The organism is Chroococcidiopsis sp. CCNUC1 (assembly GCF_023546805.1).
Classification (GTDB): Bacteria; Cyanobacteriota; Cyanobacteriia; order Cyanobacteriales; family Chroococcidiopsidaceae; genus Chroococcidiopsis; species Chroococcidiopsis thermalis.
Map to the genome: position 1 here is coordinate 1,575,802 of NZ_CP097480.1, position 26,420 is coordinate 1,602,221.

Annotated in this window: 18 protein-coding genes and 1 pseudogene; 9 read left to right on the forward strand and 10 right to left on the reverse strand. The window is 43.7% G+C overall.

Features of this window, described 5'->3' with window-relative positions; genetic code table 11:
• The first annotated feature begins 203 nt into the window (after positions 1-203).
• Positions 204-782, forward strand: coding sequence for a fasciclin domain-containing protein (locus M5J74_RS07395; protein WP_250016171.1), 579 nt, complete (start codon positions 204-206; stop codon positions 780-782).
• A gap of 97 nt (positions 783-879) precedes the next feature.
• On the opposite strand, the gene M5J74_RS07400 is transcribed toward M5J74_RS07395, so the two are convergent.
• From M5J74_RS07400 to M5J74_RS32570, 3 genes and pseudogenes are all read right to left on the reverse strand, one after another.
• Entirely contained in the window at positions 880-3,645 is a 2,766-nt protein-coding gene (locus M5J74_RS07400; RefSeq protein WP_250016172.1) for a CHAT domain-containing protein, read from the reverse strand.
• Between the two features lie 391 nt (positions 3,646-4,036).
• The gene (locus M5J74_RS07405) at positions 4,037-7,852 is read right to left on the reverse strand and encodes a filamentous hemagglutinin N-terminal domain-containing protein (protein ID WP_250016173.1); all 3,816 of its coding nucleotides are present in this window, start codon (positions 7,850-7,852) and stop codon (positions 4,037-4,039) included.
• Between the two features lie 2 nt (positions 7,853-7,854).
• Positions 7,855-9,539 (reverse strand): annotated as a pseudogene (locus M5J74_RS32570) (ShlB/FhaC/HecB family hemolysin secretion/activation protein).
• A 475-nt stretch (positions 9,540-10,014) separates the two neighbouring features.
• Here M5J74_RS32570 and M5J74_RS07415 point away from each other — a divergent pair.
• Entirely contained in the window at positions 10,015-12,084 is a 2,070-nt protein-coding gene (locus M5J74_RS07415; protein ID WP_250016174.1) for a serine/threonine-protein kinase, read from the forward strand.
• A gap of 63 nt (positions 12,085-12,147) precedes the next feature.
• On the opposite strand, the gene M5J74_RS07420 is transcribed toward M5J74_RS07415, so the two are convergent.
• Both M5J74_RS07420 and M5J74_RS07425 read right to left on the reverse strand, forming a co-directional pair.
• The gene (locus tag M5J74_RS07420; RefSeq protein ID WP_250016175.1) at positions 12,148-13,317 is read right to left on the reverse strand and encodes a serine hydrolase; all 1,170 of its coding nucleotides are present in this window, start codon (positions 13,315-13,317) and stop codon (positions 12,148-12,150) included.
• Positions 13,318-13,585: 268 nt separating this feature from the next.
• A complete protein-coding gene (locus M5J74_RS07425; RefSeq protein WP_233222877.1) occupies positions 13,586-14,401 on the reverse strand; it encodes an RNA methyltransferase in 816 nt (271 codons plus the stop codon).
• Positions 14,402-14,439: 38 nt separating this feature from the next.
• On the opposite strand from M5J74_RS07425, the gene M5J74_RS07430 reads away from it, so the two are divergent.
• Entirely contained in the window at positions 14,440-14,589 is a 150-nt protein-coding gene (locus M5J74_RS07430) for a DUF2256 domain-containing protein (protein WP_015153501.1), read from the forward strand.
• Positions 14,590-14,888: 299 nt separating this feature from the next.
• Here M5J74_RS07430 and M5J74_RS07435 read toward each other — a convergent pair whose 3' ends face one another.
• The 3 genes from M5J74_RS07435 to M5J74_RS07445 form a co-directional block, all read right to left on the reverse strand.
• On the reverse strand, positions 14,889-15,290 hold the full coding sequence (locus M5J74_RS07435) for a hypothetical protein (RefSeq protein WP_106217250.1): 402 nt from the start codon (positions 15,288-15,290) through the stop codon (positions 14,889-14,891).
• Between the two features lie 143 nt (positions 15,291-15,433).
• Positions 15,434-16,513 (reverse strand): hypothetical protein, encoded by a 1,080-nt coding sequence (locus tag M5J74_RS07440; RefSeq protein ID WP_250016176.1) that lies wholly within the window; start codon positions 16,511-16,513, stop codon positions 15,434-15,436.
• 96 nt (positions 16,514-16,609) lie between these two features.
• Positions 16,610-17,590, reverse strand: a complete 981-nt coding sequence (locus M5J74_RS07445) for a hypothetical protein (RefSeq protein WP_250016177.1) — start codon at positions 17,588-17,590, stop codon at positions 16,610-16,612.
• Between the two features lie 349 nt (positions 17,591-17,939).
• Between M5J74_RS07445 and M5J74_RS07450 the strand changes: the two genes are divergently transcribed.
• The 6 genes from M5J74_RS07450 (at position 17,940) to M5J74_RS07475 (ending at position 24,271) form a co-directional block, all read left to right on the forward strand.
• Positions 17,940-18,692 carry a response regulator transcription factor gene (locus M5J74_RS07450; RefSeq protein WP_015153506.1) on the forward strand — a complete coding sequence of 251 codons (753 nt, stop codon included), beginning with the start codon at positions 17,940-17,942 and terminating at the stop codon, positions 18,690-18,692.
• Between the two features lie 199 nt (positions 18,693-18,891).
• On the forward strand, positions 18,892-20,184 hold the full coding sequence (locus M5J74_RS07455; RefSeq protein WP_250016178.1) for a cell wall metabolism sensor histidine kinase WalK: 1,293 nt from the start codon (positions 18,892-18,894) through the stop codon (positions 20,182-20,184).
• Positions 20,185-20,436: 252 nt separating this feature from the next.
• Positions 20,437-21,021, forward strand: a complete 585-nt coding sequence (gene phoU, locus M5J74_RS07460) for a phosphate signaling complex protein PhoU (RefSeq protein WP_106166815.1) — start codon at positions 20,437-20,439, stop codon at positions 21,019-21,021.
• A gap of 337 nt (positions 21,022-21,358) precedes the next feature.
• Positions 21,359-21,799, forward strand: a complete 441-nt coding sequence (locus tag M5J74_RS07465; RefSeq protein ID WP_250016179.1) for a hypothetical protein — start codon at positions 21,359-21,361, stop codon at positions 21,797-21,799.
• 45 nt (positions 21,800-21,844) lie between these two features.
• Positions 21,845-22,426 (forward strand): Crp/Fnr family transcriptional regulator, encoded by a 582-nt coding sequence (locus tag M5J74_RS07470; protein ID WP_015153510.1) that lies wholly within the window; start codon positions 21,845-21,847, stop codon positions 22,424-22,426.
• A gap of 198 nt (positions 22,427-22,624) precedes the next feature.
• A complete protein-coding gene (locus M5J74_RS07475) occupies positions 22,625-24,271 on the forward strand; it encodes an iron uptake porin (protein WP_015153511.1) in 1,647 nt (548 codons plus the stop codon).
• Positions 24,272-24,416: 145 nt separating this feature from the next.
• On the opposite strand, the gene lptC is transcribed toward M5J74_RS07475, so the two are convergent.
• Together lptC and M5J74_RS07485 are read right to left on the reverse strand one after the other, a co-directional pair.
• A complete protein-coding gene (gene lptC / locus M5J74_RS07480) occupies positions 24,417-25,580 on the reverse strand; it encodes an LPS export ABC transporter periplasmic protein LptC (protein ID WP_199755393.1) in 1,164 nt (387 codons plus the stop codon).
• 167 nt (positions 25,581-25,747) lie between these two features.
• A complete protein-coding gene (locus M5J74_RS07485; RefSeq protein ID WP_015153513.1) occupies positions 25,748-26,389 on the reverse strand; it encodes an NYN domain-containing protein in 642 nt (213 codons plus the stop codon).
• Positions 26,390-26,420 lie beyond the last annotated feature (31 nt).

Below are 26,420 nucleotides of genomic sequence, written 5' to 3' on the forward strand. Positions count from 1 at the left end.
GCCAGCAGTTTACGACCTTCATTCTCTCAAAATAGCGATCGCCTGCCGTAACAATTTTGGTAAATGCTAGATATACCTACAAAATCGTTGATTTATGCAGGAAGTTTTGCGAATCCAACTGCTAGCAACTGTATAGGTAGATGGTGGTGCGATCGCTCGGATCATCTATTTTTTAGGACAAATCTTGACTACAAGACTAATCTATGAATATTCAAAAGTCTAATTTCTCGATGAGAATTTGGTGGAAATTAGCTGGTTTGGCGGGAGTTGCTGGAGTTTTTGCCCTAGTTGCTGCTCCTGTGGCTGCCAGATTTTATCCTCGTTACGCGCTATTTCAACCTTCTGCTTATAGTAGCTATCCCTATCGCAGTTTTAAGAGCAGTATTGCCGATACTCTGTCCAAAGAAGCTAAATTTGCCAATCTCGTTGATGAGCTAAAAGAAGCTGGTTTACTGGATACTTTAAAGCAATCGGGACCATTCACGATTTTTGCTCCTACTGATGATGCTTTTAATGCCTTGCCTGAAGACATCTTTCGGCGTTATAGCCAGCCAGAAAATCGGAAGAAAGTACTGCAATATCACGTCGTCTCAGGTCATGTTACCCCCGATCGCGTCGATAGCGGTGCGATCGCCACAGTTGAAGGCAATGCTGTCAAAATTGCGATCGCTCCTGATGGGACGGTGAAGCTCAACGATGCTAATGGCAAGCACCCCTCGATTGTCACTCAAAATGGCGTGATTATTGAGGTCGATCGGGTCCTGCTACCACCTGATTTTTAGGTAATACACTTGTAGGGGCGCAATTCGGAGGGGACGCAATTCGTAGGGGACGCAATTCGTAGGGGCGCACAGCTGTGCGCCCCTACGTGTATTTTATCTACTGCCAATTACCGACTAAAACAAACGGACTCCAAAAGTGAGGATGGCTGTACCGCTTGTCTTGCAGCAGCGATAGTTGCGCCTGACGCATTGCTTCGGCGCGACTACCGATTTTTGTCTTCCTGGTTTGTTCGATCTGGCGATAAAATTCGCCCATAAACTTAGCAGTGCTTTCATCCTGTACCGCCCACAGCGTTGCTAGCGTACTCCTTGCCCCTGCTCTTACTGCAACTCCTGCGAGTCCTAAAGTAGCCCTTTTGTCTCCGCTGGCTGTCTCGCAGGCGCTTAGCACTAACAATTCAATTGGCTCGCGTCCTATTGGATTATCTTGCAGTAAATTACCTAGCTGTTTGACGTTAATTCGGTGATCCCAGGCAAGGATAAAAGTATCGTCAGCTACAGAGCTAAACTGGGCGTGAGTCGCCAGGTGGACTATGGGAAACCGAAAATCGCTAATTGCCTGCTTAATTTGGTTACTGGTAAATTGTTCGTTGAGAAATTCCTGGGCTGCTAACCCTAGTTTTTGAATCTGGGCAAGTTCTACTTGCACGTTGTTCAGTGGTTCAAAACCTTGGTGAGGAGCAAAGTTAGGACGAATTTTGCTAATTCCTGCTGCTAAAGCTTTCGGCTCGACATCTGCAATCGGTTTGGGATCGAGTAGTTGTAAGCCTGGAGTTAAGCCCAGGGCATATTTTTCAATGAGATATTTATTGCTGCGGCGATCGCGCAAAATAGCCATTGGGATGTTTCGCAAATCTCCGTCGAGGACGAAAACTAAGGTTTTAACCTGAGATTTGGCTAACTCTGTTTCTAGGGGTTGAATCAGCCAATCGTACAGTTGTTGGTATTGGGGTAAAAATTCCTGTACGACGCTCTGAGGCTCGATCAGCGATTGCTGTACGCTTTCTATGGTGTTGGCTAGCTGTGCGGGCGGAATTTTTTGCGTATGCAGGCTGGGATCTCGATTGGGTAAGCTCAGCAGTACTTCTAGCCGATCTGGGAAAATAATCGGATAAATTACTGCTGCTTTGGGATCGATACGATCGATCTGTTGGGGATTTGCTTCGACACAGGCTTCGCGGAAAAAATTGTTAAGTTCTGCCAGTTGTAGAGATTCGATCGCATTTCGTGCTTGGGTAAGATATTTCGTGCCATCCTTTGGCTTGCCCGTTTTTTCTAAGCTAGAGGCATATTCTAAATCGAGTTCTACCAACTGACGATAGACTGGTTCGACGCTCTCGCGAAACGAAAACTGGACTTCTGGGTTAATGGCGACGAGATCGCTACGTATTGATTGCAAGGCATCGTAGGCTTTAGTATAAGCCGCGATCGCCTCTGGAATATTGCCATTTGCTCTCTGGATGCGTCCTAATTGCCAAAACATTTGGTAGGCAATATCTGGGGTTTCAAAATTGGTGGCGATACTGAGGGCTTGTCGAGTATACTGCTCGGCTAGTGATAAATTCTGTTTTCCTGCCAGTTCGTGCAATTCACCTCGATACCCCAAAGCGTAGGCTTGAGCGCGTTTATCTCCTAAAGTTGTAGCTTGTGCGGTTGCTTGGATTAAAAGTTGCTCGATTTGCTCAAATGTTGGTAGTTGTTCATTCTCTCCCAACTCTCGACTCCCTTGTACGGGCGCACGGCTGTGCGCCCCTACCGACTCCTGCACTAACTTAATCAAACTCTGGGCAAAATTTAACTGCTGGTAAACACCTGTATGACTCGGGGTTAAAGTAGTCAGTTGGGGAAAGAGCGATCGCCATAATTGAGCAGCGCGATCGAATTCCTGAAGTTTTAACCATAAAGTCAATTGATTTAGCTGTGCTTGCTGATGCAGGGTTGGCGAGGAAGTTAACTTGATGACTTCCGCGTATGCAGTTAGTGCTTTTTCTTGATTGCTCTCGCGTTTGCGGCGAACCCTTTCTGTTTCTGATAAAGTTTGTGCTGTATTACCAATGCTGAGATGAGTTGCAGCTACTTCTGCGGAAGAATTCAATTTTTGCGCTAGTTCTAAACTCGTTTCTAAAAATATTAGCGATCGCTCTGGCTGGGCGATCGAGCGCAGTAATTCGCCTAAACTTCGCAATCCGACTATTTGAGTTAGAGTCGGTGTTTTTGTCGCTACGGCTTGTAGTTTATTTGTTAATTCTTCTGAAGATATCAAACTTATGTCTTGACAATCATCAGCTTTTATATTCACATTTACTACTTCTAATAAAGTCTTGCAAGCACGGGAATAAAGTCCTAAATCTTGCATCGCTTGAGCTTGGTTAATTTTGCTTTGAGCTGCTAGACTTGATTCAATTTGCTCGTAAATTTTCGTTGCAGCTTGCCAAGTTGACAAAGCATCTGTTGCTTGCCCCATCTCCCTTTGCAAATTTCCGTGAATGTCTAAAGTTTGAGCCAGAATTTTTTGTTCTTCTTTACTTTGAGATTGATTTTTTAAGAGAGCTAAACTGTTAGCGATCGCTTTTTCTGCCTGTTTCCATTGTCCTAACTTTTGGTGAGCTAAAGATAGATTGCTCAGCGCCATTGCCTGGTTTATGCCATCTTTTTGAGCGGCAAATGCACTGATAGCTTGCTTCCATACCTCTACTGCTTCTTGATATCTTCCACTCTGGAATAAGTTGGCTGCATTATTAGTAAGTTGCGTAGTAGTTTGTTGAGCTTGGATAACAGAATTCGATAAATTTGAAGCAATAACAGGTGTAACTGTCGCCGACAAAAAAAATAGTAAAACTACCAGAAATAACTTCAATCTCATAGCCCCCCTTTTTAAGGGGGGTTGGGGGATCTGCGAGGACTGGCAAGTTTTCCCCACAATCGGGGCGAATCAAATTCGCTTTTACACAAACTCTTTCCGCCTGCGCGGACTAAGAAAAAAACTAGACGCAATGTGCAACTTTCACTTTTTCCTCCCTTTTTAAGGGAGGCTAGGGGGATCTCTTCATGAGTAGCGTAGTTCTGCGATCCCCCAACCCCTTAAAAAGGGAGCTAAGAAAAAAATCGTACATCGCATAAATAGAATTTTAAATAACCCGCGCAGGTGAGTTTTGCCCGCATAGCTACAATTTCCGATCGCCCAGCTCTTTTTCTTGTCCATATTTAATTTGAAAAATTCCCAAATTTTGACTTTTGACTTTCAACTTTTTAAATCATCTTGCCGTACAAGTAGCAGGATTTTGCCTAGAACGCTCAACACCTTTATTCGTTGGATCGTAAGCCGTGAGAATCACCTCACCCTTGTTGTTGAACACCCATCCTTGAGCAGGTACGATTTCTTGAGTATTAGAATTTACGGATGGTAAGTTAATATTTGTTGTCGCAGTATTAGCTTTACTAGGAACAGGTGCAACTAAACCAACTCGCACGTTATCGCTGTTGAGCGTGCGGTCTGGACTAGGTGGCAATCCTCCCCGTCCTGTCACGGTGAATTCACTTCCTACACCGCGCTGGCAGGGGTTCTGAGCAATTTGTGTCGAAGGATCGACTACATTTTCCGGCAATTCAATCAACCCGCGACTGGGATCGACATCTGGGTTGTTGAGGTCAACAGTGCCGCTTAAAGACGGATTTTCTCGGGAAATGGCAGTTATGTCACTAGTAGGTAGATTACCAGGATTTAATTGAGCTGGATCTGTTGTATTAAGCAGGCGCTCTAGCTCCGACCGACTACGGGGAACTATTCCAAATCGAGCTTGAGTAGTAATGTCCACTTTTCCGCCGCTACCACGTCTTGCATTAGCGGTGATATCACTATTTTCTCTTGGAAAAGCAACGAGATTTTCAGTTTTAATCTCGATATTGCCTCCGGCTGCATCAGCTTCGGCATTAGTCCTGATGTTGCTGTTACGGCGTAAGATTAGATCGCGCGATCGCAAGATAATGTTACCTGTATCCCCTCTATTGTCAGCAGTAATCAATGCCTGGTTATCAAGTCGGATATCCTGAGCTGTCGTCACTATAATATTGCCTGCTTTACCACCACTGTTACTGTCATTGGTACTATACAGCCAGCCACCATCTAATACTAACGAACCGCGTTGGGATGTAATAGTGATGCTTCCCGCATTACCACTTGCTCCTGATACCACATCAGTAAAAATGGCGCTCGGTTTTTCGAGTTGGTTGCGACCAGCAATTCTCACATCGCCCTGAACGTCAATTGTCACTTGGCTGATATCATTTCCCTGCCCACCTTGGTTGATAGCAGATTGCACTTGCCCACCATTAAGCAAGCTAAGAGAGTTCGCCTTAATCGTAATGTTACCCGCTCTCCCTATTCCATCAACATCTATGTTGCTAAATAATGTGCTGTTATCAAACTCTATAGTGCCATTGGTGGTTAAGAAGATGTTGCCTGCATTTCCCAGGCGTTCAGTGTCAGAAATAATTTCAGAAGTATTCTCTAATGAGATATTCTCAGTCGCATCAATTGAGATATCTCCAGCATTAATTTGTGTATCTGAGAAACCTTCAATACTATTGTTTGTAGTACTTAAGGTGGAATTAGTAAGATTAACTATTCTGGGTGAAGCAGTTTCTTCAGAAAGTTCAGATTTTCCAATCAGAATCCGACCAAAATTACCTTTGCTTTCAATTTCACTATTGTTAATGGAAATGCGATCGCGGGCATTGAGGACAACATTTCCTACAAAACCATCGCTTGTATTCGTACTAACTACTCTAGCTTCATCATCTAAAAAAATTGAGCCAGCTTGAGATGTAATCTTAATATTGCCTGCGTTGCCACTAGCGCCTGACTCTACATCAGTAAAGATACCACTACGCAGTTTATCTTGAGTATTTGGATCGATTTTATAGCCACCGATCCTCACATCACCTCGAATATCAATTGTTACTTGACTAATACCATTGCCTTGCCCAGCCTGCGGATCGTCCTCTGACGCTTTTAGAACACCAGACTGTATTTGTGCGCCATTAAGCAAAGAAAGAGAACCAGCTGTAATCGTGATGTTACCTGCTCTACCCCTCCCTCCAGCTCTCACATTGCTAAATAATGTACTTCGCTCAAAATTTACTGAGCCATCAGTAGTTAATAAAATATTGCCTGCATCTCCAAATCGCCAGGTAGAAGAGGTTATTTGAGATTGGTTGCCTAACAAGAAGATACTTTCAATTGCATCAATTGATATATCTCCAGCATCAATTTGCGTATCTGGAAACTCATTAACACTACTGTTAGTAGTGCTTAAGATAGAATTATTGAGGCTGACTTCTCTAGGTGAAGTAATTTCCTCTGGATAAAAATCTTCTCTACCCTTGCCGATTAAAATGCGACCGAAATTGCCATCAGTCTCAATCGTACTGTTATTGATAGAAACGCGATCGCGGGCATTGAGGACGATATCCCCAGCAAATCTAGTATTAGAGTTAGTAGCACTCAATATTGAGTTATCGATTTCAATGCTATCAGGTATGGGTAACGGAGATTGAGCATTTGAATCAGATTTGCCAATAAAAATAAACCCAGCCCTACCTGTAGCAGAAATATTACTATTTACCAGCCGGATTTGCTCGCGGGCATTAACTTTAATATCTCCTGCAAATCCAGCCCCAGAATTGCTTGCTTCAAATGTAGCAGTATTGAGAAAAACCGAGCCTTGAGGAGCAGTAATATTAATTGAACTAAAACGACTATTTTCAGAATCGGCAATATCATTCTCACCCGTAGCTCTAATCGAAGCATTATTAATATTTATCGAACCATTAGCAGAGGTGAGAAAAACTCTTCCAAAAAAGCCAGTACTAAATATGCTTGCTCCTCCATCAATAGCAATTTGCCTACTAGCATCAACTATGATATCTCCAGCAACTCTGGGATTTTCGAGATCTGATTCGCCAGAACCAAGATTAGAAGTACTTAACTCTGATTCATTAGTTAAAATCAATGAGCCAGTTGTAATTCTAATATTACTGTTATCAGCAATAGTTCCCTCGTTTACATTATTCTCAATTCTGCTACGGTCTATTCTGGTTTCTCCAGTTGCATTGAGTGTAATATCTTCTGCTTGAGTGTCAACCGTTCCTAAATTTGCGGCAAGACCAGCAGTCAGCAAACTTAGTCCTGCAATATTAATATTCCGAGCATTAATATTAATACTTCCGTCAACCAAAAAATCATCAGCGATCGCATTGATCCCAGCCAAATTACTCAGTGATATATCAGCTCGTGTTATGTCAGTAGGAAAACTCAACCCAAGATTCTCATCCAGTCCTACTGTTCCCGCTGCTACTAAACCTCCTAACTCAACTCGACCCCCTGGAGCTTGTAAAACACCACCGTCTAGAGCTACATTACCACCCACCAAAGCAAGAGTATTCCCTGACGCTACTTCCAGAGTAGGAGTAACAAATCTACCATCAATCCCATTTAAACCTGAATCCTGTCCGAATCCCTGCACAGTAATGTTGCCAGGATTATCTCGAAATCGCAGTCCAGTGGGAATATTTACAGCCAACAAAGGTGGCGCAGCCCGATCGCTAGCACTAAATTCAAAATTATTATCAAATACTAAACTATCTGCCGTACTCGCAAAAAACGATCCCCCTAAATCCAAACTGGCATTGCGTCCGAAGAAAATTCCATTGGGATTAATTAAAAACAGATTGGCATTACCTAATACTCCCAGCCTACCCAAAATATTTGAAGGATTACCCCCCGTGACTCGACTGAAAATATTGGCAATACCATCAGGATTAGAAAAATAAGCCCCTCTACCTTCATTTATATTAAACTCGCGAAAACTGTGAAAAAGATTGGAGCCGCGAGTCGCACCACCATTAATCAAATCGACTCCATCAACGATATCAGGCACTACTTGAGAGTTTTCCGTACCTAAAGTATTATCCGGCTCGATCTGGGCTTTGACGCTAGCCAGCGGAAATAAACTAACCAAACTCGCAATCAAAAACGAATAGAAAAAGAGCGATCGCCACACTAATTTCATAATTAAAAAGGACTATAATTTACTGAAAAATACCAACCATTTTCTTGCCAAGTGCGATTCCGCGAATCAACATCCGTCAGCGGAATACCATAATCCAAACGAGCATTCAAGCGATCGCCCATTTGCCATTGCAATCCCAAACCAACACCCACCAAACTATTAGGATCGGGATCGGGATTGTCAGAACCATTCCAACCCAAACCAAAATCAACAAAAGGAACAACCTGCAAAACTCCTTCAATATCTTTTGCTCGTAGCACTGGAAATCTCACTTCTGCCGAAGTAAACAAGCCATTATCAGTCAACAACTGGTCTTGCCGATAGCCTCGAACGCTCTGAAAACCACCAATGCCAATCTGTTCCAACGGTACGAGGGTTTCAGAAGCAAATTGCAGGTCGGAACGTAAGACAAACAACATATCTGGTGCTAACTGTCGCACGTACTGCCCTTGTCCTCGCCAAGAGAAAAATCGACTGTCGGGTGGATCGCTGTTAATCGTTGCGTCAAACAACCCCACTCCTAAACTGAACTGAGAACGTAGGGCAAAAACTTGTTGGGGTTGCGTTGGGTATATTCCTGAAAAAAACGAATTGCAGATACCTTGGTTTCCCCATCTTCATTGGCTCCAGGCGAAATCGGAATTTCTTCCCCACCGATTTTGGTCTGACTCTGCTGGCGAGATAAAGTTAAGCCTAATGCTAGCTCTCGCGTTGGCGTTTGAATAATCGGTTGGCGAGAACTCAGTTCCAAGTAAAACGAGTCTCCCGTAATATCAATCCGGTCGAAAGGCGGCTCGACAACATTGGTATCGATAAACCCACTCGCTAGGGTAAACGTCCCATTTCGAGGGTTAAACGGTACTGTATAGCTCAGGTCGAAAGCATTACTACCCTCAGTGTTGGTGTATTTCAAATTCAAGCCATCTCCAATCCCGAATAAGTTGGCTTGCCTGAAATCGATCCCTCGCCGAAAACTACCCACACTGGGAACGCGACCGTTATCGGCAAATAATTCCGTCCGCAAAGAATCTGCTTCTGTCACCCTCACTTCCAACAAGCTTGTTTCTGGACGCGAACCAGCTGACAACTCCGCTGACAGATTTTGAATCAGGGGGTTGAGCTGCAATAGTTGCAGTGCTTCCAGCAGTTTGAATCGGTTCAAAGGTTTAGTAGTTGCGATCGCTAACCGACTGCGAACGTACTTCGGATTCAGTCGCCGCGTCCCCGTGATGCGAATGTCTTCCAGTCCACCTTCAACAATTTGCACTTTGACCGTTGCTGCTTTTGGCGCAAAAGTTTGCCCTGCTGGAATCACCGCCCCAGAGTTGATATATCCCGCATCGGTGTACAGTTTTGTCACCGCCGCTTCAACTTGCAACAGTTCGGCAAAGGAAAGCGGTCGGTTGGTGAATGTTTTGGTTGCAGCCCTTAACTGCTCGTCACTAATTACCTTTTCTGTATTCCCTACAAACTCAAACTGCTTGACCGTAATAGTTCCTGGTGCTTCTAGACGCTCTGGAGTTGGGGTAGGTGTAGGGGTGACATCTAGAGGAGGCTTCGGCGTAGGTCGCGGGGTTGGAGTTGGTAATTCAGGCTGTCTGGGTGGAATTGGATTGGGAATCTGAGACACGATCGCAGTCGATTCTGTGCAGCAAAATACACTATTCAAGTCTCCCGCCCAAGCAATAGAACTAAAGAATGCGATCGGTACTTCTAGGATCGATAAAATAGCCAAGTTGAGCCGGAAACATCGGTAATGTTCGCCACGATTCAAATGGTTTTACTCCTTAGACAAAAACATTTGCGATCGCTTTGCACGAACGCTTTGGTTTACATATTTAAGATTTTTAATGAAAATTTATTTACCACATATTGTTTTTTGAGGTCACTATCTTCATAATAAAAGTTAACCAATGTTGGGTAAATAAGCGATCGACTTCTTCTCCGTTTGAGGAGTTGTAACTTGTAGTATTTATTCAACAAATATAAAAAAATAAGTTTGTTGCTATCTTTAAATACAGAAACATACTATAATCTAGGGTTCAATTGTTTTTACAGTTAGGGTCAGCATTATTCACCATAACACCTCAGTAAGCGATTGTTTCAGTAGGTATAAGATTCTACATCACCGACATATTAACCATTGAAATTAATTGAGAGCGATGGAAAGAACAGAAAAACTACTTGACGGACGCTATAGAGTCATCAAGATTTTAGGACGAGGAAGTTTTGGAATTACATATCTTGCTGAAGATGTTTGGTCGGATAATATGCGTTGCGCGATCAAAAAGCTTGACATCCAACAAGCAGACTTAGCAACAGCCCAAAAATTATTTCAAAGGGAAGTCAAAATTCTCAAGCTACAGCAAAATCATCAAATTCCTAAGTTCATGAATTACTTTGAGGAAGGAGAAAGTTACTATTTAGTCGAAGAATACATTCACGGTACTCCTCTTAACGAATTAATTAACTTCCCGTGGCAAAAACAAGAGGTGATGCAATTTTTACAACAGATTTTATTAGTTTTAAACACGCTACATCAGCAAAATATTATTCATCGCGATATCAAACCATCTAACATCATTAAAAGAGAGCAAGACGAGCGATTTGTTTTAATTGATTTTGGTGCAGTCAAACAATTAGACACTAATTCTCAGGCTACCGAGCAACCAACTCAGACTAAAATTATTACACCCGAATACGCACCTCTGGAACAATGGGCGGGAAAACCCAGCTTCAACAGCGACATTTATGCATTGGGAATTACAGCAGCGCAATTCTTGACAGGGTGTCATCCTAGCGAATTCAAACGAGACGATAAAGATAGGTTAGTTTTAACAGAGGCGATCGCCCCTGACGATCCATTAGCCGCTATCTTAGTTAAGATGGTATACACTCATCCCGAGCGTCGCTATCAATCTGTTACAGGAGTTCTGCAAGATTTACAGAAAGTTTCATCGAAAAATAGTTCGGCAAAACTCGCAAAAACAGTCGGAATAAAATCTGGTGAAAAACCACCTCTCTTTAAAAAAGAAAAGATTTATCCCTATGTTGTAGTTGGATTGACTGCATTAAGCACTGCGATCGTTGGTGTAGAGTTTTTTATTCATCCATTTATCCGCCCTTTATATTATTTATATCAAGGTAATAGTTTGCTCGATCGCCGTCAGCCAGAAGCAGCACTCGAACAATTTGAAAATATTACGGAAAGTCTGAAGCCAAACTCCGCCAACGCTTGGAAAGGACGGGGTGATGCCCTTTTTAGCATAGGACGCTATCAAGCTGCTTTAGCATCCTATGAAATGGCAAATTCATATCAACCGAACGACCCAAAAATCTTAGTTAATAAAGGCAAAGTTTTATATAAGCTAGGCGGAGATGCACATAAACAAGCATTAGATATTTATACAAAAGTTTTAAAAACCAATCCGAATAATGTGGAAGCTTGGAGCGGAAAAGGTTTAGTCCATCTAGGCTTAAATCAATCTCAGCAAGCTTCAGAATCTTTTGAAAAAGTCAAGCAACTCAGACCTAACGATCCGAGTATTTGGCAGCAAATAGGTTTGGCGATCGAGCAGACAAAAGGAGGGCAATCTGCTAGATCGTATTTTGAAGAAGCGTTGTCATCTTATGACGATCTTCTGGATAGAAAACCGAAAGATATAATTAGCTGGACTGATAGAGGATCTATTTTACTAAAATTAAATCGTCCCCAAGAAGCGCTTGAATCTTATCAAAAGGCGATAGATATCGATTTTAATTTCTATGAAGCCTTAATGGGTAAAGGCAATACACTGGTTCTGTTAGGAGAAAACAATTATTTAGATGCACTGATAGCCTACAATCAAGCAAGTAAAATTCGTCCCAAAGATTATCAAGTTTGGTACAATCGCGGGATGCTGCTATCGCAACATTTAAAGCGCCAAGGAGAAGCGATCGAATCTTTTAACCAAGCCATACAACTCAGAGATAACTTTCATCCCGCTTGGCTAGGAAAAGGTATCGCTTTAACAGAAATAGCACGCCATCAGCTAGCCCTCGAAGCCTTTGACCAAGCAATTAAAAGACAACCGCAAGATCCTTTTATTTGGGCGAATCGAGGAGATACTTTAACAGAATTAAAAAGACACCGAGAAGCGCGGGATTCCTATCAACAAGCGATTGATTTAGGATTTCCTCGCGAAGAATTGAAGACTCAGTTAGAAAAGGCTCAAAAGCTAGTAGCAGACTGATGAGAATTCGGAATTCGGAATTCGGAATTGAAGACACACCAACCACTAACTACCAATTACCGCTCACTTACTAAACTCTTGGTAAGCAGCACGCGAGACTTGTCGGATCAGTTCTTTTGCCTGTGCGTTATTGTGGGGGCGCTTGACCATAGCAACGGCAACATAGCGTTTACCGCTGAGCAGATCGACTAAACCGACATCCCCTACCATTGAACCAATATCTCCAGTTTTGTGAGCAATTGTCGCCCCTGGTCCCAACCCTTTTGGTAATAGCGTGGCTGTATGCGTGCGGCGCATAATATTGAGTAGGCGATCGCGCGATTTGACAGAAATTAGATCTCCTTTTTGCACTGCTACCATTAATTGCGCTAAATCTTTAGGACTGGTCGTGTTTGTCCCTTCCAGATCTGGTAACAAGTTCCGCAATTCTGTTACGGTCAAACCCCAGTTTTTGAACCGCTGATTCAAAGCTGCTATACCACCTAAACGTTCTATGAGCAAATTAGTTGCCGTGTTATCGCTGACAATAATCATCTGAGTTGCCGTCTCTAAGGCAGTAAACTGACTACCCAACGGCTTGTATTGAAAGCCTCCCGCACCACCACCAACTAATTCTTTTTTTAAAGTTAACTTTTCGTCTAATCGAATCTTGCCCGCGTCTACATCTTGAAAAAAAGCAACCAAGATGGGAAATTTGATCGTACTTGCAGCCGCAAAAGTTGTATCTCCATTCCAATTTAGATAAGTGCCTGTCTCGGTATCGATAAAAAACATGCCAGGAAACAACTGAGTGTTGTTCGCTGCCAATTGTTGCATCAGCGTTTTTAGTGCTGTAATTTCTTGGGTTGGCTGAAGTGGTGCAGCATGGGCAATAGTTTCTCTAGCTTGTAGCTGCGGCATAACTTCCATCGCCGTAATTGGTATTTCTTCAGAGGTGATGCGTGTGGTAGGGTCTAAAGCCGATAGCACCGTACCCGCGATCGCGCTGATGCCAATTCCCAGAATTAACAACCGCAAGGCGTATACAATCAATTTATTTTGACGCTGCGGGTGTTGTCTTTGCTTACTCTGTTTTCTAGTTGGTGTTGGCAGTGTCTCGCCAGTAACTCTTCTGCTACCATTATCTCCAGAAGAAGTCACTGTTTGGCTACGGTTTTTCCTATCGCTGTTTCTAGATTCCCCAGAGACTATACGAGCGTCTTGTGGTGAGAAACGCCCACGTGGATTGCGCATCTTAGCCTGTTCGCGCTGCTGCGAACTACTTAGACCTTTTTTATGCCCAGCGTTTGACCGCTTACCTGAATTTGACGACCCGCTTTCTAATACCATTGACTTACAGAAGACAACAAGGGCGAACTGGACTTGAACAATAACCTAACACTGCTTGCATGAGTTGTAAAAGCAAGTAGTATTGGGTCAAAGTTTATCTCAACCAATTTGTAATGGCGATAAATCTTCAGATGAAATATAGCCTAGAAAAGCACTAATAAGCGATCGCTAATCACCGATCGCTTCCGAATTCCGACTTCCACGCTTCCGAATTCTTCATAGCCCACTCCATCTGAGTTAATATCCCCCGCAACATTGATACTTCAGTATTTTCTAACTGAGTGCGGTTAAATAGTTGACGAAATTTTTCCATGCGGCTAGTAGCAGTATGGGGGTAAAGATAGCCAATTTTGAGTAGTAGCGCTTCAAGTTGTTGGTAAAACCCTTCTAAAGCTTCTACAGAGGCGTAGTCAACCGCGATCGCACTCTTGTCATCGTTAACTCCCAATTGGCTGTATTTCGCCAGTTCGTAACAGCAGATCGCCACTGCCTGAGCTAGATTCAATGAAGGATAGGCAGGGTTGGAGGGAATGCGGATAAAGCGCTGAGCGTAGTACATTTCCTCATTACTCAATCCTCGCGACTCGGGACCAAAGATCAAGGCTGTTGCTTGTTCTGAGGTTGAAATTAACCAAGGTAAAGCCTCTTGAGGCTGCTCTAATTGGATGTCTAAGGTGCGAGGACGAGCAGTCGTAGCGATCGCCCTCGTACACCCCTGCAAGGCTGCTGGTAGCGTTTCGACAACTTGGGCGGCTTGCAAGAGATCGAATGCATGGACTGCCATTTGTTGTGCTTCCAGCGACAGCGGATCGCACTGGGGATTGACTAACACCAATTGCTGCAAACCCATATTTTTCATCACGCGGGCGATCGCTCCCACATTCAGCGAACCTGCTGGTTCCACCAGCACGATTCTTACCGCTGCCAAGGGGTAGCCGGGGGCTGCAAGCCCATTTTTACTGTAAGAGGGGGAAGTAGACTCATTCACAATTCCGTAAAATTTAGTTACTCTCTCAACAACTGTATATGGCACGCACTCGATCTAAATCTGACCTACCAACAAAAATTTGTCCAGTGTGTCAACGCCCCTTCACCTGGCGCAAAAAATGGGCAGACTGTTGGGATGAGGTGAAATACTGTTCCGAACGCTGTCGCCGTCGCCGTTCTTCAGTGTAGGGATGTTACATGTAACGTCTCTACAAGGCGATCGCGCGATCGAAAATAAAAAACCGCCAGGAGATGGCGGTTGTTGAGCAATCGGAGGGTTTTCAACAGCTTACCGATTCAGATTGTAGAGATTTGTAATGTTGTTTACACCAAATATGATTTCTGCCCTCGATTCACCATCGAGTGTCAATATTTAATAGTTTTTTCATCAACTGGCATGAGACAGTCTGCTATTTTTCCAGAACCAGTAATCTCACCAATCAAATTCCTTGTAAAGAAAGGATCGAATCCAAAAGCAGCAAGTCAAATTATTCTGTTTGCTTTTCTTTTGGAAACAATTTTCCTGACTGCTCTCCTAGCCAAGGATAACGCCGATGACTATTAATTCGATTTTTTTGTTTGGCGATCGCGATCTGTGCTGTTGCCTGTCGTGCCAACATGTCATACAAGTTCTTCCCATGATGCTTGTTGACTGACTGCGTGGACAGTCGGTGTTCCGGCGTATGGGAGTCAATCCAGTTGCGTTGCGCTTTCGCCTCCTGCTCGACTCTTGCAAGATACTGTTCGTCGCCTAGATCGCTCGCATAGTGCATGGCGGCTGTTAGCATATGGTAAGCAGCTTCATAATGATTGCTCGTTAAAGCTTGGTTGCTGAGCGCCATTAAGCTTTCGTAGATCTCGTCAGTTTCTCTAAATTGTCGATCTTGCATTTGTCGTTTCCACTTCCATGCAGGCTAGGCTGGTATGTCCGACTACCTGTAGCCGATCGCGCCGATCTTACTAAAATAATAGCTTGTTGCTTACACTTGTTGCTTACACTTGAGCAATCATCTTGAGCTGTAGAAGAATGCACTTACTTGTTTTTCTGGGCGTTCTTAGCTTGCTCCAAAGCAATTTCTTTAACCGTTTGATAAGAATTTACATTCGCTGCCCCTTCAATAGCTTTCACAGCTAAGTCTTGTACTTGTTTGGAAGTTGCCTCTAATTGTTTAGCAAGGCTTTGAATCCGCGCTTCTTGATTTTGAATAGTTTGTTCTAAAGAGTGGACGCGCTGTTCGTAAAATCGCTTTTGTCCTTCGACTTCTTTAGCATATAAATCCGATTTAATCTTTGCCTGATAGTGAGCGATGCCTTTTCCTTCTTCTGTTGCCTTTTTCAGTGCCGCTTCTTTTTCTTTAGGAAAGACTTCCACTTTAGCTTTTGCTTCTGCAAACTGCTTTTCGCGTTCCGCGATCGCTTTTTCTCTTTCCGTCCATTGTTTCTCTTGGGTTTGCTGAAACTCCTCTAATTCTCGATAAATATTTTTTTGAGTTTGTTCGTATTCTTCTACCGCTAATTTACGCTGCAATTCTAAATTATATTTATACTCCGCAGTCTCTCTTTGACGAGTTTTTGCTTGAGCTTCATTTCGTTCTTTAATCTTGACTTTATATTCTTCTTGCTCTTTATTCCATGCCTTAACTTTTGTTTCTACTTCCTGCTCTAAAGTTTCTCGTCTCTGACTAAACTCCTCACTAAAAGTTTTTGAATTGTCTTCATAGCTCTTAATCAAGCTATCTAAAGTTGTGTCATCGATCTTTTTTAGACTATGTAGAATTTGTAATTGTTCTGTCTCAGTTGCCACATTACGACGAATCTCTTGTAATTTGGAAGCTTCTGTAGTAAGCTGCTCTGATAATTCGCTGACAGCACTACCAACTCCTAGCTGAATTTTGCCTAAGTTATCAATAATAGAATTCATTCTTTGTTGCACGGTTGCAGATTGATTCATAGCTAGTTTTGGCTCGGATATTGGTTTTGCTTGAACTACGAGAGTTTCCTTAGCTAATTTATCGAGTTGAGATTTCAGAATGGTTTTTTCTTTCGACATTTCCTCATAAGCCGCTAGGATCTCAGCTTTCGTACTCTTTTCACTTAGTTTTCTTACTACCATAAATAATCTCCTTTTCTGTTTTTAGTTATCAGCGAACAGGGAGCAGGGGAAGAAAGAGGATTCCTGACTTGTCTCCCTTATATCTTCATTCTTCCCCTAACCTCTAGTTCCATTTTGAAAGGCTCTCAATGCTAATTCTTGAGCTTGTTGCTGTGCGGCTTGCATTTGCGCTGTTAAGTTTTCAATTTGCTCTATTTGTCTAGTAATAACTTGCTCTAAAGACTGCACTTGTAATTCGTAACTCTGTTTTGCTGCTTGCCATTCTTTCTCAAATAGATCGGCTTTAACTTTTGCATCCTGGTTGACATCTTTAATCGCTTCTTCTCTAGCTTTTTTAATTGCTTCTTCTAATTCTGTAGGGAAAGCAGCAATTTGTTTTGTATATTCTCCCAGCAATGACTGTTGTTCGGTCAAAACTTTTTCCCGTTCTGCCCAATCTTTTTCTTTAGCTTGCGTTGCTTCTTCTATTTCTCTTTCAAGTGTACGCTTTTTCAGTTGGTAAGTATCAGCGTTAATTTTTTGTGTCTGTGCGAGTCGATATTGATACTCTTCTACTTCTCGCTGTCGTTCTTTAACTAACAATTCATTTTGATATTGTAGGTTTGTTTCAAACTCTACTTGCTCTTGCTGCCCAATTTTTCGTGTTTGCGTTATTTCTTTTTCTAAGTTTTCCTGCTGAGTTGTTGCGCCTTGCTCAATTAATTTTAATTTTTCTTGATGCTCTTGATTTAAAATGTACAGAGTATCAGCAACAATTCTAATTTGTTGTAATTCTTGTAAATTTTGAGTCTCTACTTCGATAGCACGCTTGAGTTCGTCTAACTTAGAAGTTTCTTTAGATAATTTCTCTGATAGTCCGTTAACAATTCCGCCAAACTCTAGTTGCAGTTCGGCTAAGCCTTTCACTATGTTATCTACTGTATAGCTAGCAGCAGTTTGTAGAATTTGTTTATTCTTTTCCTTGTCCGCCTCCTCTTGTTTAGTAGCAATTTTTAATGACATATCCTTTCTATCAGCCAGAATGCGTTGAAATGTTAACAAACGATCTGTACTGTCTTTAGCTACGAATCGATTCATATTGCAACTCCTGCAACTAAATTTAAGAGAGATTTAAGTTAAAACGAATACTCGTGGCTATACCCTAAGATATAGATCCTAAGCTAGCCTTCCTTGAGGCGATCGCAAAGCAGTAAAATTGCTGAAATGACCGTAAAAACTGGCAGATAGCGCTTAGCAATTAGCCCAAAGCTACACACTAACCGCAATCCATCTGTTTATAGTACAAGTGTACTGTAAAAAATATATCTGGGTGAATGCAGACTGTCAAGATCTGGATTTCTCTAAATTTCCAGAAATTTGCAGTTGAAAGGATTTCGGATGTCTTCCGATTAGATAATAATGGTGCAAGAACAGATCGATAAAAACGATGTTTACTCGCGAATTGACCAACAGTTCCCCCAAGGTGGAAATCGGGCACATGAGCCGCATTCTGGTGGTAGAAGACGAAAACCTGATTCGGGAAATGCTCGTAATGGCTTTGGAGGCAGAAGGTTTTGCGATCGCTACTGCTGCTGACGGACGTACAGCTTTGACCTTACTTCAGAGTAGCGAACCTACCTTCGGAGATTTTCCCTTCGATCTGGTGATTTTAGATCTAATGCTGCCTCAGATCAATGGTTTAGATATCTGTCGCTTGCTCCGCCACCAAGGAAATCAAGTACCAATCTTGATTTTGAGCGCCAAAGGCAGCGAAACCGATCGCGTCTTGGGTTTGGAAGTTGGCGCAGACGACTATCTGACAAAGCCTTTTAGTATGCGGGAGTTAGTCGCGCGGTGTCGTGCTTTGTTACGCCGCCAGCGCATAGGCGTATTACCACAAGTCCCGATTCTACAATTTAAAGATGTCACCCTTTATCCGCAAGAGTGCCGCGTAACCGTCAGAGCGCAAGAAGTCAACCTTTCCCCTAAAGAATTCCGCTTGCTAGAACTCTTCATGACTTATCCGCGCCGCGTCTGGTCGCGAGAGCAATTGCTCGACCAAGTCTGGGGAGCAGATTTTGTTGGAGACAGCAAAACTGTAGACGTTCACATTCGTTGGTTGCGGGAAAAACTCGAAAAAGACCCCAGCCACCCAGAATATTTGGTAACGGTGCGCGGGTTTGGCTATCGATTTGGATAGGTTGATGGTTGTTGGTTAACAGTTGACAGTAGGCGCTGACGCTACACTGCGTGAAGACAGTTGACCGCTCTTGCTCCCTCAGCTTCCTCAGCAACCTTGCGCTCCCTCAGCTCCCTCAGCTCTCTTTTCCCTGCTCCCTGCTCCCTAGTAAGAAGGGTTAAAGTGATAGTTAACCCACTTTTGATCCTGAACCTTTCTGATGGTACTGCTGGCGTTTTTGCTGGGACTAGGGATAGGAATTTGCTTGTGGTTGTGGCAGTATACCCAATTACAAGCTAGATTGCGGCGTTTACTGCGAACAGTATCCAATGATAGTGAGATGGCAACTTCCCTGGGAGCTATCCCTCGGTTGCGGCACGAAATTGTTTCGGCGCGACAGCAACGGGAAGAGTTGCAAGCTAAACTGCAAACCTGGGAGCAGTTGATGCAAGTCGCTCCTGTAGGATACTTGCAAGTAGACGAAGAAAATCAGTTGTTGTGGTGCAACCAACAGGCACAGCAATTGCTAGGCTTGCAAAAATGGGAACCAGGACAGGTGCGCTTACTATTGGAGTGGGTGCGTTCCTATGAATTGGATCAGTTAATCGAGCAAACGCGAGAAAGACAGCAGCCGCAGGTTAAAGAGTGGTTGTTTCATCGAACGAGTGCAGATGCAGCAGCGCTGAGTGAATTGAGAGCGCTGACAGTGAACGCAGCCAGCTTACCTCTGCAAAACGGACAGGTGGGCGTATTTTTGGAAAATCGCCAGCCATTGCTCGATTTAGCGCGGACTCGCGATCGCTGGGTTTCCGATTTAGCACACGAACTCAAAACGCCATTGACTTCAATTTTATTGGTGGTAGAAAACTTACAGCAACAACTCGAACCACCATATAAACTTTGGGTCGATCGCCTCTTACCAGAAGTGGAAAGATTGATTAGTTTAGTGCAAAATTGGTTGGAATTAAGCCAACTAGAGTTAGATCCCAGCCGTCAGCTCAAGCGCGAACCAGTGGAATTGCGATCGCTGATTGATTCCGTATGGCACACTATAGAACCTTTAGCACAGCGACAGCAGCTCCGTTTATCCTATTCCGGTGCAGAAACTTTGTGGATCGAGGCAGATAAGTCTCGTCTAACGCAAGTGTTATTAAATTTACTCGATAACAGTATCAAATATAGCCCTTTTCAAAGCACGATTTGGGTTAATGTCGAACTAATTAATTCAGAAACTAAATCTAATTACGTGCAAATAAATATTATTGACTCTGGCTGCGGCTTTCCACCGACCGATTTACCTTACGTATTTGAACGCCTTTATCGTGGGGATCTAGCCAGAGCTAGACAAACAACACCCGACTCAAAGAAAATTTCTCCTTTTACAACTCACGGTAGTGGTTTGGGCTTAGCGATCGTCAAACAAATTGTTTCGGCACATGGTGGCACGGTAAAAGCCATGAACCATCCTGAAACTAAAGGTGCTTGGCTGCAAGTTGAGTTGCCAACTCAATGACAGAGCAGATGCTTATAATAGTAAATGTAGATGCTTATATACAGTGAATATAGTTAGTAATTTACGTCACAATCTGCTTTTCCTGCCAGTGACAGATACAGTTAACAAGATTTATAACTAATAATAAAATCCTACCTTTATACTACGGTGTCAGAATTGCTCAACGTAGATGCTGTTCCTTTCCAACCTCACCAACCTAGCCGCACTCACTTTGAGCGTCGCCTCAAACGTCTAGAGCGAGATATTTTGCGCATGGGAGCTTTGGTAGAAAACTCATTTCGCCTCAGTCATCAAGCATTGTTTGCCCGTAACCTATCAGCAGCAGAGGAACTACCACTGCTCGACAAGCAAATCGATCAATTTTATCGCCACGTTGAGATTGAGTGTGCGGCGCTGCTAACTTTAGAAGCACCAGTAGCAAAGGATTTGCGCTTACTAAGTGCCTTTATGCAGCTGGTGCGAGACCTAGAAAGAATTGGAGATTATGCTGAGGACTTAGGAGAAATTGCGATTAAGCTATTTCCCTATCCCCCTCATCAATGCATCCCTCAGATCGAGATTATGTCTCACCACGCCCAAGCTATGTTAGCGGCTAGCTTGATGGCGCTAGCGGATCTAGATGCACAAGCAGGGTTAGCAGTCAAGCAATTAGACGACGTTGTAGACGACTCATACGAAAATCTTTATCACACTTTAGCAACAGAAAGAGATATCCAAGGAGTTTTAGAACCTTGGTTGTTATTAGCTTTGGTAATTCGCCACTTAGAAAGGATGGCAGATCACGCTACCAACGTCGGTCAGCGAGTCGCTTACATCGTTACCGGACAACGCTCTTAGCAGTGACCAGTAACTAGTGGCGGTGGAACCAGTGGCTGGTGGCTGATGAATAGATGCTTACTGACTTCCGACTTCTGTACGGGCGGGTGCGCGCAAATAGATAGACAACTGCGACTGTAAATCTTTGGTCAAAACCCGCCCCTACGACTTACAACTGACAATTCACTTTTTAATGAAAACTTACTGACTTCTTAAACTAAGCGTTTTAATATCTAGCTAACAAGTAGTAATAATAAAAGTTTAGTAATAGAGACGTTTAGTCATAAAGCTTAGTGGTGAGATGTTGTAGGTAAGAGCGAGCATGTGACTGATGAAGCTCAAGTGCCAGAATGCCCTAATGTCTTTGCTAGGGAAAGCGAGTGCGGTTGCACTTGAAAATATGGCTTCAGAAGTGCCAAGTTTCACACTGTCGTTTTTCCCATTGTTGTTTTGGCGATGGTTTAGGCAAAGGCAAGCGCGATCGCAAATCTTACCCGATCTACTACCTAATAATATTTTGATTTGTCTCAACGCGATCGCCATTTGGGATCGCACAGTCAGTCTTTGCTATAGCTATAAATCCCCTCTGTCGCATAACACAACAGGGTCAAGCCACAGAAATTTCCTCACTAACTTTAGAAGGATGATAGCAATTCTCGATTGCGTGCGTGACATTTGTAAGGGCGCACGGCTGTGCGCCCCTACAGATCGTCTGTTTTACCCAATTGAAAACCGCTATGAAGCAGTGGAGAGCTGTTTTCTCTCCCCCTTGTCTCCCTTGTCTCCGTCTCAATTTTGAATTTTGAATTTTGAATTCTCACTGTCCCCTTTGTCCTCTCGTCTTATGGCAATCTCTACTACAACTCCTAGCCTTGTTCCTCAGTCATCCCAACGACTCTTTGCCCGCCACGACCTGATTCCCTCTCGTCCAAATATTTTATGGCGGATTGAGCGCGGAGCCGTGCGCACTGTTACTTGGAGCGAAAGCGGCACGTTAATTACTCTGGGTTACTGGGGTGCAGGAGATCTAGTCGGTCAACCTTTATCGCGAGTCGTTCCCTACCAAATTGAGTGTTTGACCAGTGTTGAAACAACTATAATTCCATCTGAGTTATGGCATTTGACTGTAGAGGCAATGATGTCTCACGTTTGCCAAACAGAGGAATTGCTGAGCATTATTCACCGCAAACCCGTTTCGCTTAGATTGTGGCAGTTTTTAATCTGGCTAGGTCAAAAATTCGGTCGCGATGTCGATCTGGGAAGATTAATAGACGTTGCTGTTACCCATCAAGAAATAGCCGAAGTTATAAATACGACTAGGGTATCGGTAACGCGGATGTTACAGCAATTCGAGGAAGAAGGGCTGTTAACAAGACACCAACGACGCATTATTCTGCGTTTACCAATAGGAAAGGCAAAAGTCTAATTCCGGTTCTCATCCGCTTCTAATTTAGTCTACTAGGAGGCGATCGCAGTGAAATTACGGTGAATTTACGATAGTGCATACACGGTTCCAATTTGAGTGAATTGGTGAGAATATTATAGATAGCCAAGAGCGATCGATAGCTGAAATCTCTCTTGAGTTGACAACAGCAACTATGCATTGGTGTGAGTGAGAAGATATATGTCGAAACTTATTTGGAATACTCTCAAACTAAGTCCCCTTTTACTAACAGCAACCCTGTTTGTAGCAACTCGGACTCAAGCTGCTGAACCCCTACCTTTGGAAGAAGTACAGCAAACATCTGTTACCCAGTTATCTGAAGAGAAAGCTCCAGAAACTCTAGCCCAAGTCACGTCCGTTTCTCAGCTGTCTGACGTACAGCCTACCGACTGGGCTTTTCAAGCCTTGCAGTCTTTAGTCGAGCGCTACGGTTGTATTGCTGGTTATCCCGATGGAACATATCGTGGCAACCGCGCCTTGACCCGTTATGAGTTTGCCGCAGGTTTAAACGCTTGTTTAGACCGCGTGAACGAACTGATTGCCACCGCTTCTGCCGATATGGTCAACAAAGAAGACCTGGCAACGTTACAGCGGTTGCAGGAAGAATTTTCGGCGGAACTAGCTACCCTGCGCGGTCGCGTTGATGCTCTAGAAGCACGGACGGCAGAACTAGAAGCAAATCAGTTCTCTACCACAACCAAACTGAGTGGGGAAGTGATTGTTGCCGTTTCTGACGTATTCGGTGGTAACGAGCTAGCTGCATCTGGAAGTGGCGAACCTACAGGTGATGACAACGATGTCAACACTGTTTTGGCAGACCGCGCTCGTCTGACTTTTAACACCAGTTTCACCGGAAAAGACGAGTTGAGAACCCGTCTGCAAGCTCGCAACGTTGTACCATTTGGCACGGGTCTGACGGGTACGAATATGACTCGTCTGGGCTTCGATGGCGATGAAGGTAACGACGTTCAAATTGACGATTTCTATTACAAGTTCCCGCTTGGCGAAATTGCGGATATCAAAGTTGACTTTGACAATGGGGAATTCAACGATAACGTCTTCACCTTCAACCCTCTACTAGAAAGCAGCGGTCGCGGTGCTATTTCTCGGTTCGGACGTTTCAACCCCATTTATCGTGCGGGTGATGGTGCTGGTTTAACTATCAACTTAAATCCCAAAGGTGTAATTAGCGCTTCTGCAAGCTATCTAGCTCGGAATGCTAACGATCCGACAAATTCTTTTGGTTTGTTTAATGGTGATTATGCCGCTCTGGGACAGATTGCCTTCCGTCCTAGTGATAACATTGCGATCGGTGCGACCTACGTTCACACCTACGACAACTCCACCGTAAGCGATATTACGGCGACTAACGGTATTAGCGTTTCTGGCGCAACTGGCAGTGTCTTTTCTAACAACCCCTTCAGCGGTGCGTCAACATCCACCAACCAGTACGCCGTACAAGCTAGCTTTAAGTTGGGTGGCTTCACTCTTGGCGGTTGGGGCGGTTATACGGTAGCGCTCAATGAAGACAGCCCTTCACAAACTGCTGATATTTGGAACTGGGCAGCAACCCTGGCTTTACAAGATGTAGGTAAAGAAGGTAGCGTACTTGGTTTAGTCTTCGGTCAGCCACCAAGAACAGCTAAAAATGATTTTGGCGGTCGCCGCGACCAAGATACTTCATATCACTTAGAAGGTCTCTATCGCTTTCCGCTCACCGATAACATTGATGTGACTCCTGGTGTCATTGTCATCTTTAATCCAGAGCATAACGACAACAACGACACGGTTTATGTAGGTACGCTGAGAACGACATTCCGCTTCTAATGCTATATCCCCTTGTCTTGGCAAGGGGATTCCAAATTAGTTCGGATTTATCCACATAAGCTATGTATTTTGAAGTCCGCTGGGAGCGGACTTTTTTTGTTTCCTCTGTAGGGACGCACAGCCATGCGCCTCTATAATTCCTTTGTTACGGTTGCGGTACGAATTGTGTCGAAACCCTACCCCCGCTAACGACAAAATTTTGTGCGTCCAACTTGCCTACGGCTTTTTGTCCTTTAAGAGTCGCTGGCGGCTGAAATTGTTGATAAACAACATTGCCTGTTGCTTCCATTTGCTGAGTTTCAATGTACCAAGTAAGCGCGTCAGATGTAACAGTCTGCTGCTTCTGCCCTACACCTTTGACATTGCCATTCATGTAGGCAACTTGTTTTTCCGTTTCTAGCCTACCGCGATCGCCACTCACAGTGACTTGCTGCTGGCGCTGCACGACGCGCACGGGTTGGTCTGCAATTACAGTTTTCGTGTCAACGTTCCACTTAAGCGAATTGCCATTCACTTGTAGCGGTGGCTCTTGTAAAGAAATTTGAGCATTTTGCGCCAAGGTAGCAATGTTTGTTTTCAGATCGTACTCGCCACGACCTGCCGTCCCTCGGTCGGTAATTTTATGATTTTGGTAGCGATCGAATTTTATCGGGCGATCGCCAATCAACTTTTGAGCGCGAAACTGCCAAGTTAGCTGTTCCGTCTGCATTTGCACGTTTGATTCTTTTGCAGTTGCCTGGACTCCATTCAAGAACTCAACAATTCCCGCTCGACTTCTAACTCTTGCCTCTTGAGCGACTGTTTGCATTTGGGGATGTTCTCCCGTCAGGCGATCGCGCACGATTAATAAATCTTGGTTTGGTTGCCACTCTAGCTCATTGCCGCGCAATACCAAATTGTATGCAGGAGCTTTAGCAACAATTTCACCCTTAAGCAATAACTTTGCTCCATCCTGCTGAATCTCTCCTGTTTTTGCCGTAATATCGTATACGGGTTTGCCGTCTTGAAACAGTTGACCAACAGGGTTTTCTACTTGAGCGGTTTTACGATCTTTACTATACGTTGCTTGCTTCGATTTAACTTTCCAAAACAATTTTCCCTGCTTATCTGACTGCTCTAAGATCACATCATTAAAAGTTAAGTCGCGCTGCACTTGCTGAGGAGGCGAGGAGGGAGCTTGAGCAACTGTTTCTGCTGTCTGAGTTCGCTGCTCGCAGCCAAATAGTAACGTTACAAGTACTACACCTACTAATGGTGCTGCCATGCAGCGAGAAAACATAAAAAATTGCTGAAAGATATTATTTTTCATGCCTCCATCTTGACAAAAAAAGAGGGAGTCGGGAGAGAAAAGAGCTGCGGGAGCGATCGAGAACTGAGGGAGAAAAATTAGTTCTGACTTCTGACTTCTCCCTTGTCTCCCGTGTCCCCCTTGTCCTCTTTTTCCCTGCTCCCTGCTCCCTGCTCCCTGCTCCCTCGTTAAGTGTCTGAAGTTTCGATCGTATCTAAACCATCGGGGGATGGTTGCTCGACAAGATCCAGGCTGGAGAGAGGACGATAGGTATAACCGGAGCGCGGTGTTTTTTGAATATCTTCTTTGATCGTTTCCAAATCGATATAGCGATCGCTAACATTGATCAAACTATCACTGGTCATCGATCGCAAGCTGACAACCTCAACTCGCGCCCCACGATAGCTGACAGCGTTTACGGCATAAGCCAAATCTCCATCACCGCTGACTAATACTGCTGTATCATATGCGCCAACCAACGCCATCATATCAACGGCGATCTCGACATCTAAGTTAGCTTTTTTAGAACCATCTGGTAGCTGAACTAGATCTTTAGCAATCACGCGGTAGCCATTGCGCCGCATCCATAATAGAAACCCTTGCTGTTTATCATTGGTACGGTCTACGCCTGTATAGAAAAACGAGCGCAACAATCGCGATCCTGCCGTTAGCCGACATAAAAGCTTGGTGTAATCGATTTCAATTCCCAACTGTAACGCTGCATAAAATAAATTTGACCCATCAATAAAGATTGCTACCTTACCTCGATTTTCTAAAACTTGTTCTGGCGTAAAGATCGAACTATTTTCAAAATCTCTATTGCTCAACATGATTGTTATACCTCAAGCTTTTATTAAAAAA

Excerpts from the sequence above, each read along its gene's own strand:
- M5J74_RS07465 (WP_250016179.1), top strand. The coding sequence starts at position 21,359 with ATGTCTTTGCTAGGGAAAGCGAGTGCGGTTGCACTTGAAAATATGGCT.
- M5J74_RS07485 (WP_015153513.1), bottom strand. The coding sequence starts at position 26,389 with ATGTTGAGCAATAGAGATTTTGAAAATAGTTCGATCTTTACGCCAGAA.
- M5J74_RS07395 (WP_250016171.1), top strand. The coding sequence starts at position 204 with ATGAATATTCAAAAGTCTAATTTCTCGATGAGAATTTGGTGGAAATTA.
- M5J74_RS07470 (WP_015153510.1), top strand. The coding sequence starts at position 21,845 with ATGGCAATCTCTACTACAACTCCTAGCCTTGTTCCTCAGTCATCCCAA.
- lptC (WP_199755393.1), bottom strand. The coding sequence starts at position 25,580 with ATGAAAAATAATATCTTTCAGCAATTTTTTATGTTTTCTCGCTGCATG.
- M5J74_RS07450 (WP_015153506.1), top strand. The coding sequence starts at position 17,940 with ATGTTTACTCGCGAATTGACCAACAGTTCCCCCAAGGTGGAAATCGGG.
- M5J74_RS07475 (WP_015153511.1), top strand. The coding sequence starts at position 22,625 with ATGTCGAAACTTATTTGGAATACTCTCAAACTAAGTCCCCTTTTACTA.
- M5J74_RS07420 (WP_250016175.1), bottom strand. The coding sequence starts at position 13,317 with ATGCGCAATCCACGTGGGCGTTTCTCACCACAAGACGCTCGTATAGTC.
- phoU (WP_106166815.1), top strand. The coding sequence starts at position 20,437 with ATGGGAGCTTTGGTAGAAAACTCATTTCGCCTCAGTCATCAAGCATTG.
- M5J74_RS07400 (WP_250016172.1), bottom strand. The coding sequence starts at position 3,645 with ATGAGATTGAAGTTATTTCTGGTAGTTTTACTATTTTTTTTGTCGGCG.
- M5J74_RS07435 (WP_106217250.1), bottom strand. The coding sequence starts at position 15,290 with ATGCAAGATCGACAATTTAGAGAAACTGACGAGATCTACGAAAGCTTA.
- M5J74_RS07430 (WP_015153501.1), top strand. The coding sequence starts at position 14,440 with ATGGCACGCACTCGATCTAAATCTGACCTACCAACAAAAATTTGTCCA.
- M5J74_RS07455 (WP_250016178.1), top strand. The coding sequence starts at position 18,892 with ATGGTACTGCTGGCGTTTTTGCTGGGACTAGGGATAGGAATTTGCTTG.
- M5J74_RS07440 (WP_250016176.1), bottom strand. The coding sequence starts at position 16,513 with ATGGTAGTAAGAAAACTAAGTGAAAAGAGTACGAAAGCTGAGATCCTA.
- M5J74_RS07405 (WP_250016173.1), bottom strand. The coding sequence starts at position 7,852 with ATGAAATTAGTGTGGCGATCGCTCTTTTTCTATTCGTTTTTGATTGCG.
- M5J74_RS07415 (WP_250016174.1), top strand. The coding sequence starts at position 10,015 with ATGGAAAGAACAGAAAAACTACTTGACGGACGCTATAGAGTCATCAAG.
- M5J74_RS07445 (WP_250016177.1), bottom strand. The coding sequence starts at position 17,590 with ATGAATCGATTCGTAGCTAAAGACAGTACAGATCGTTTGTTAACATTT.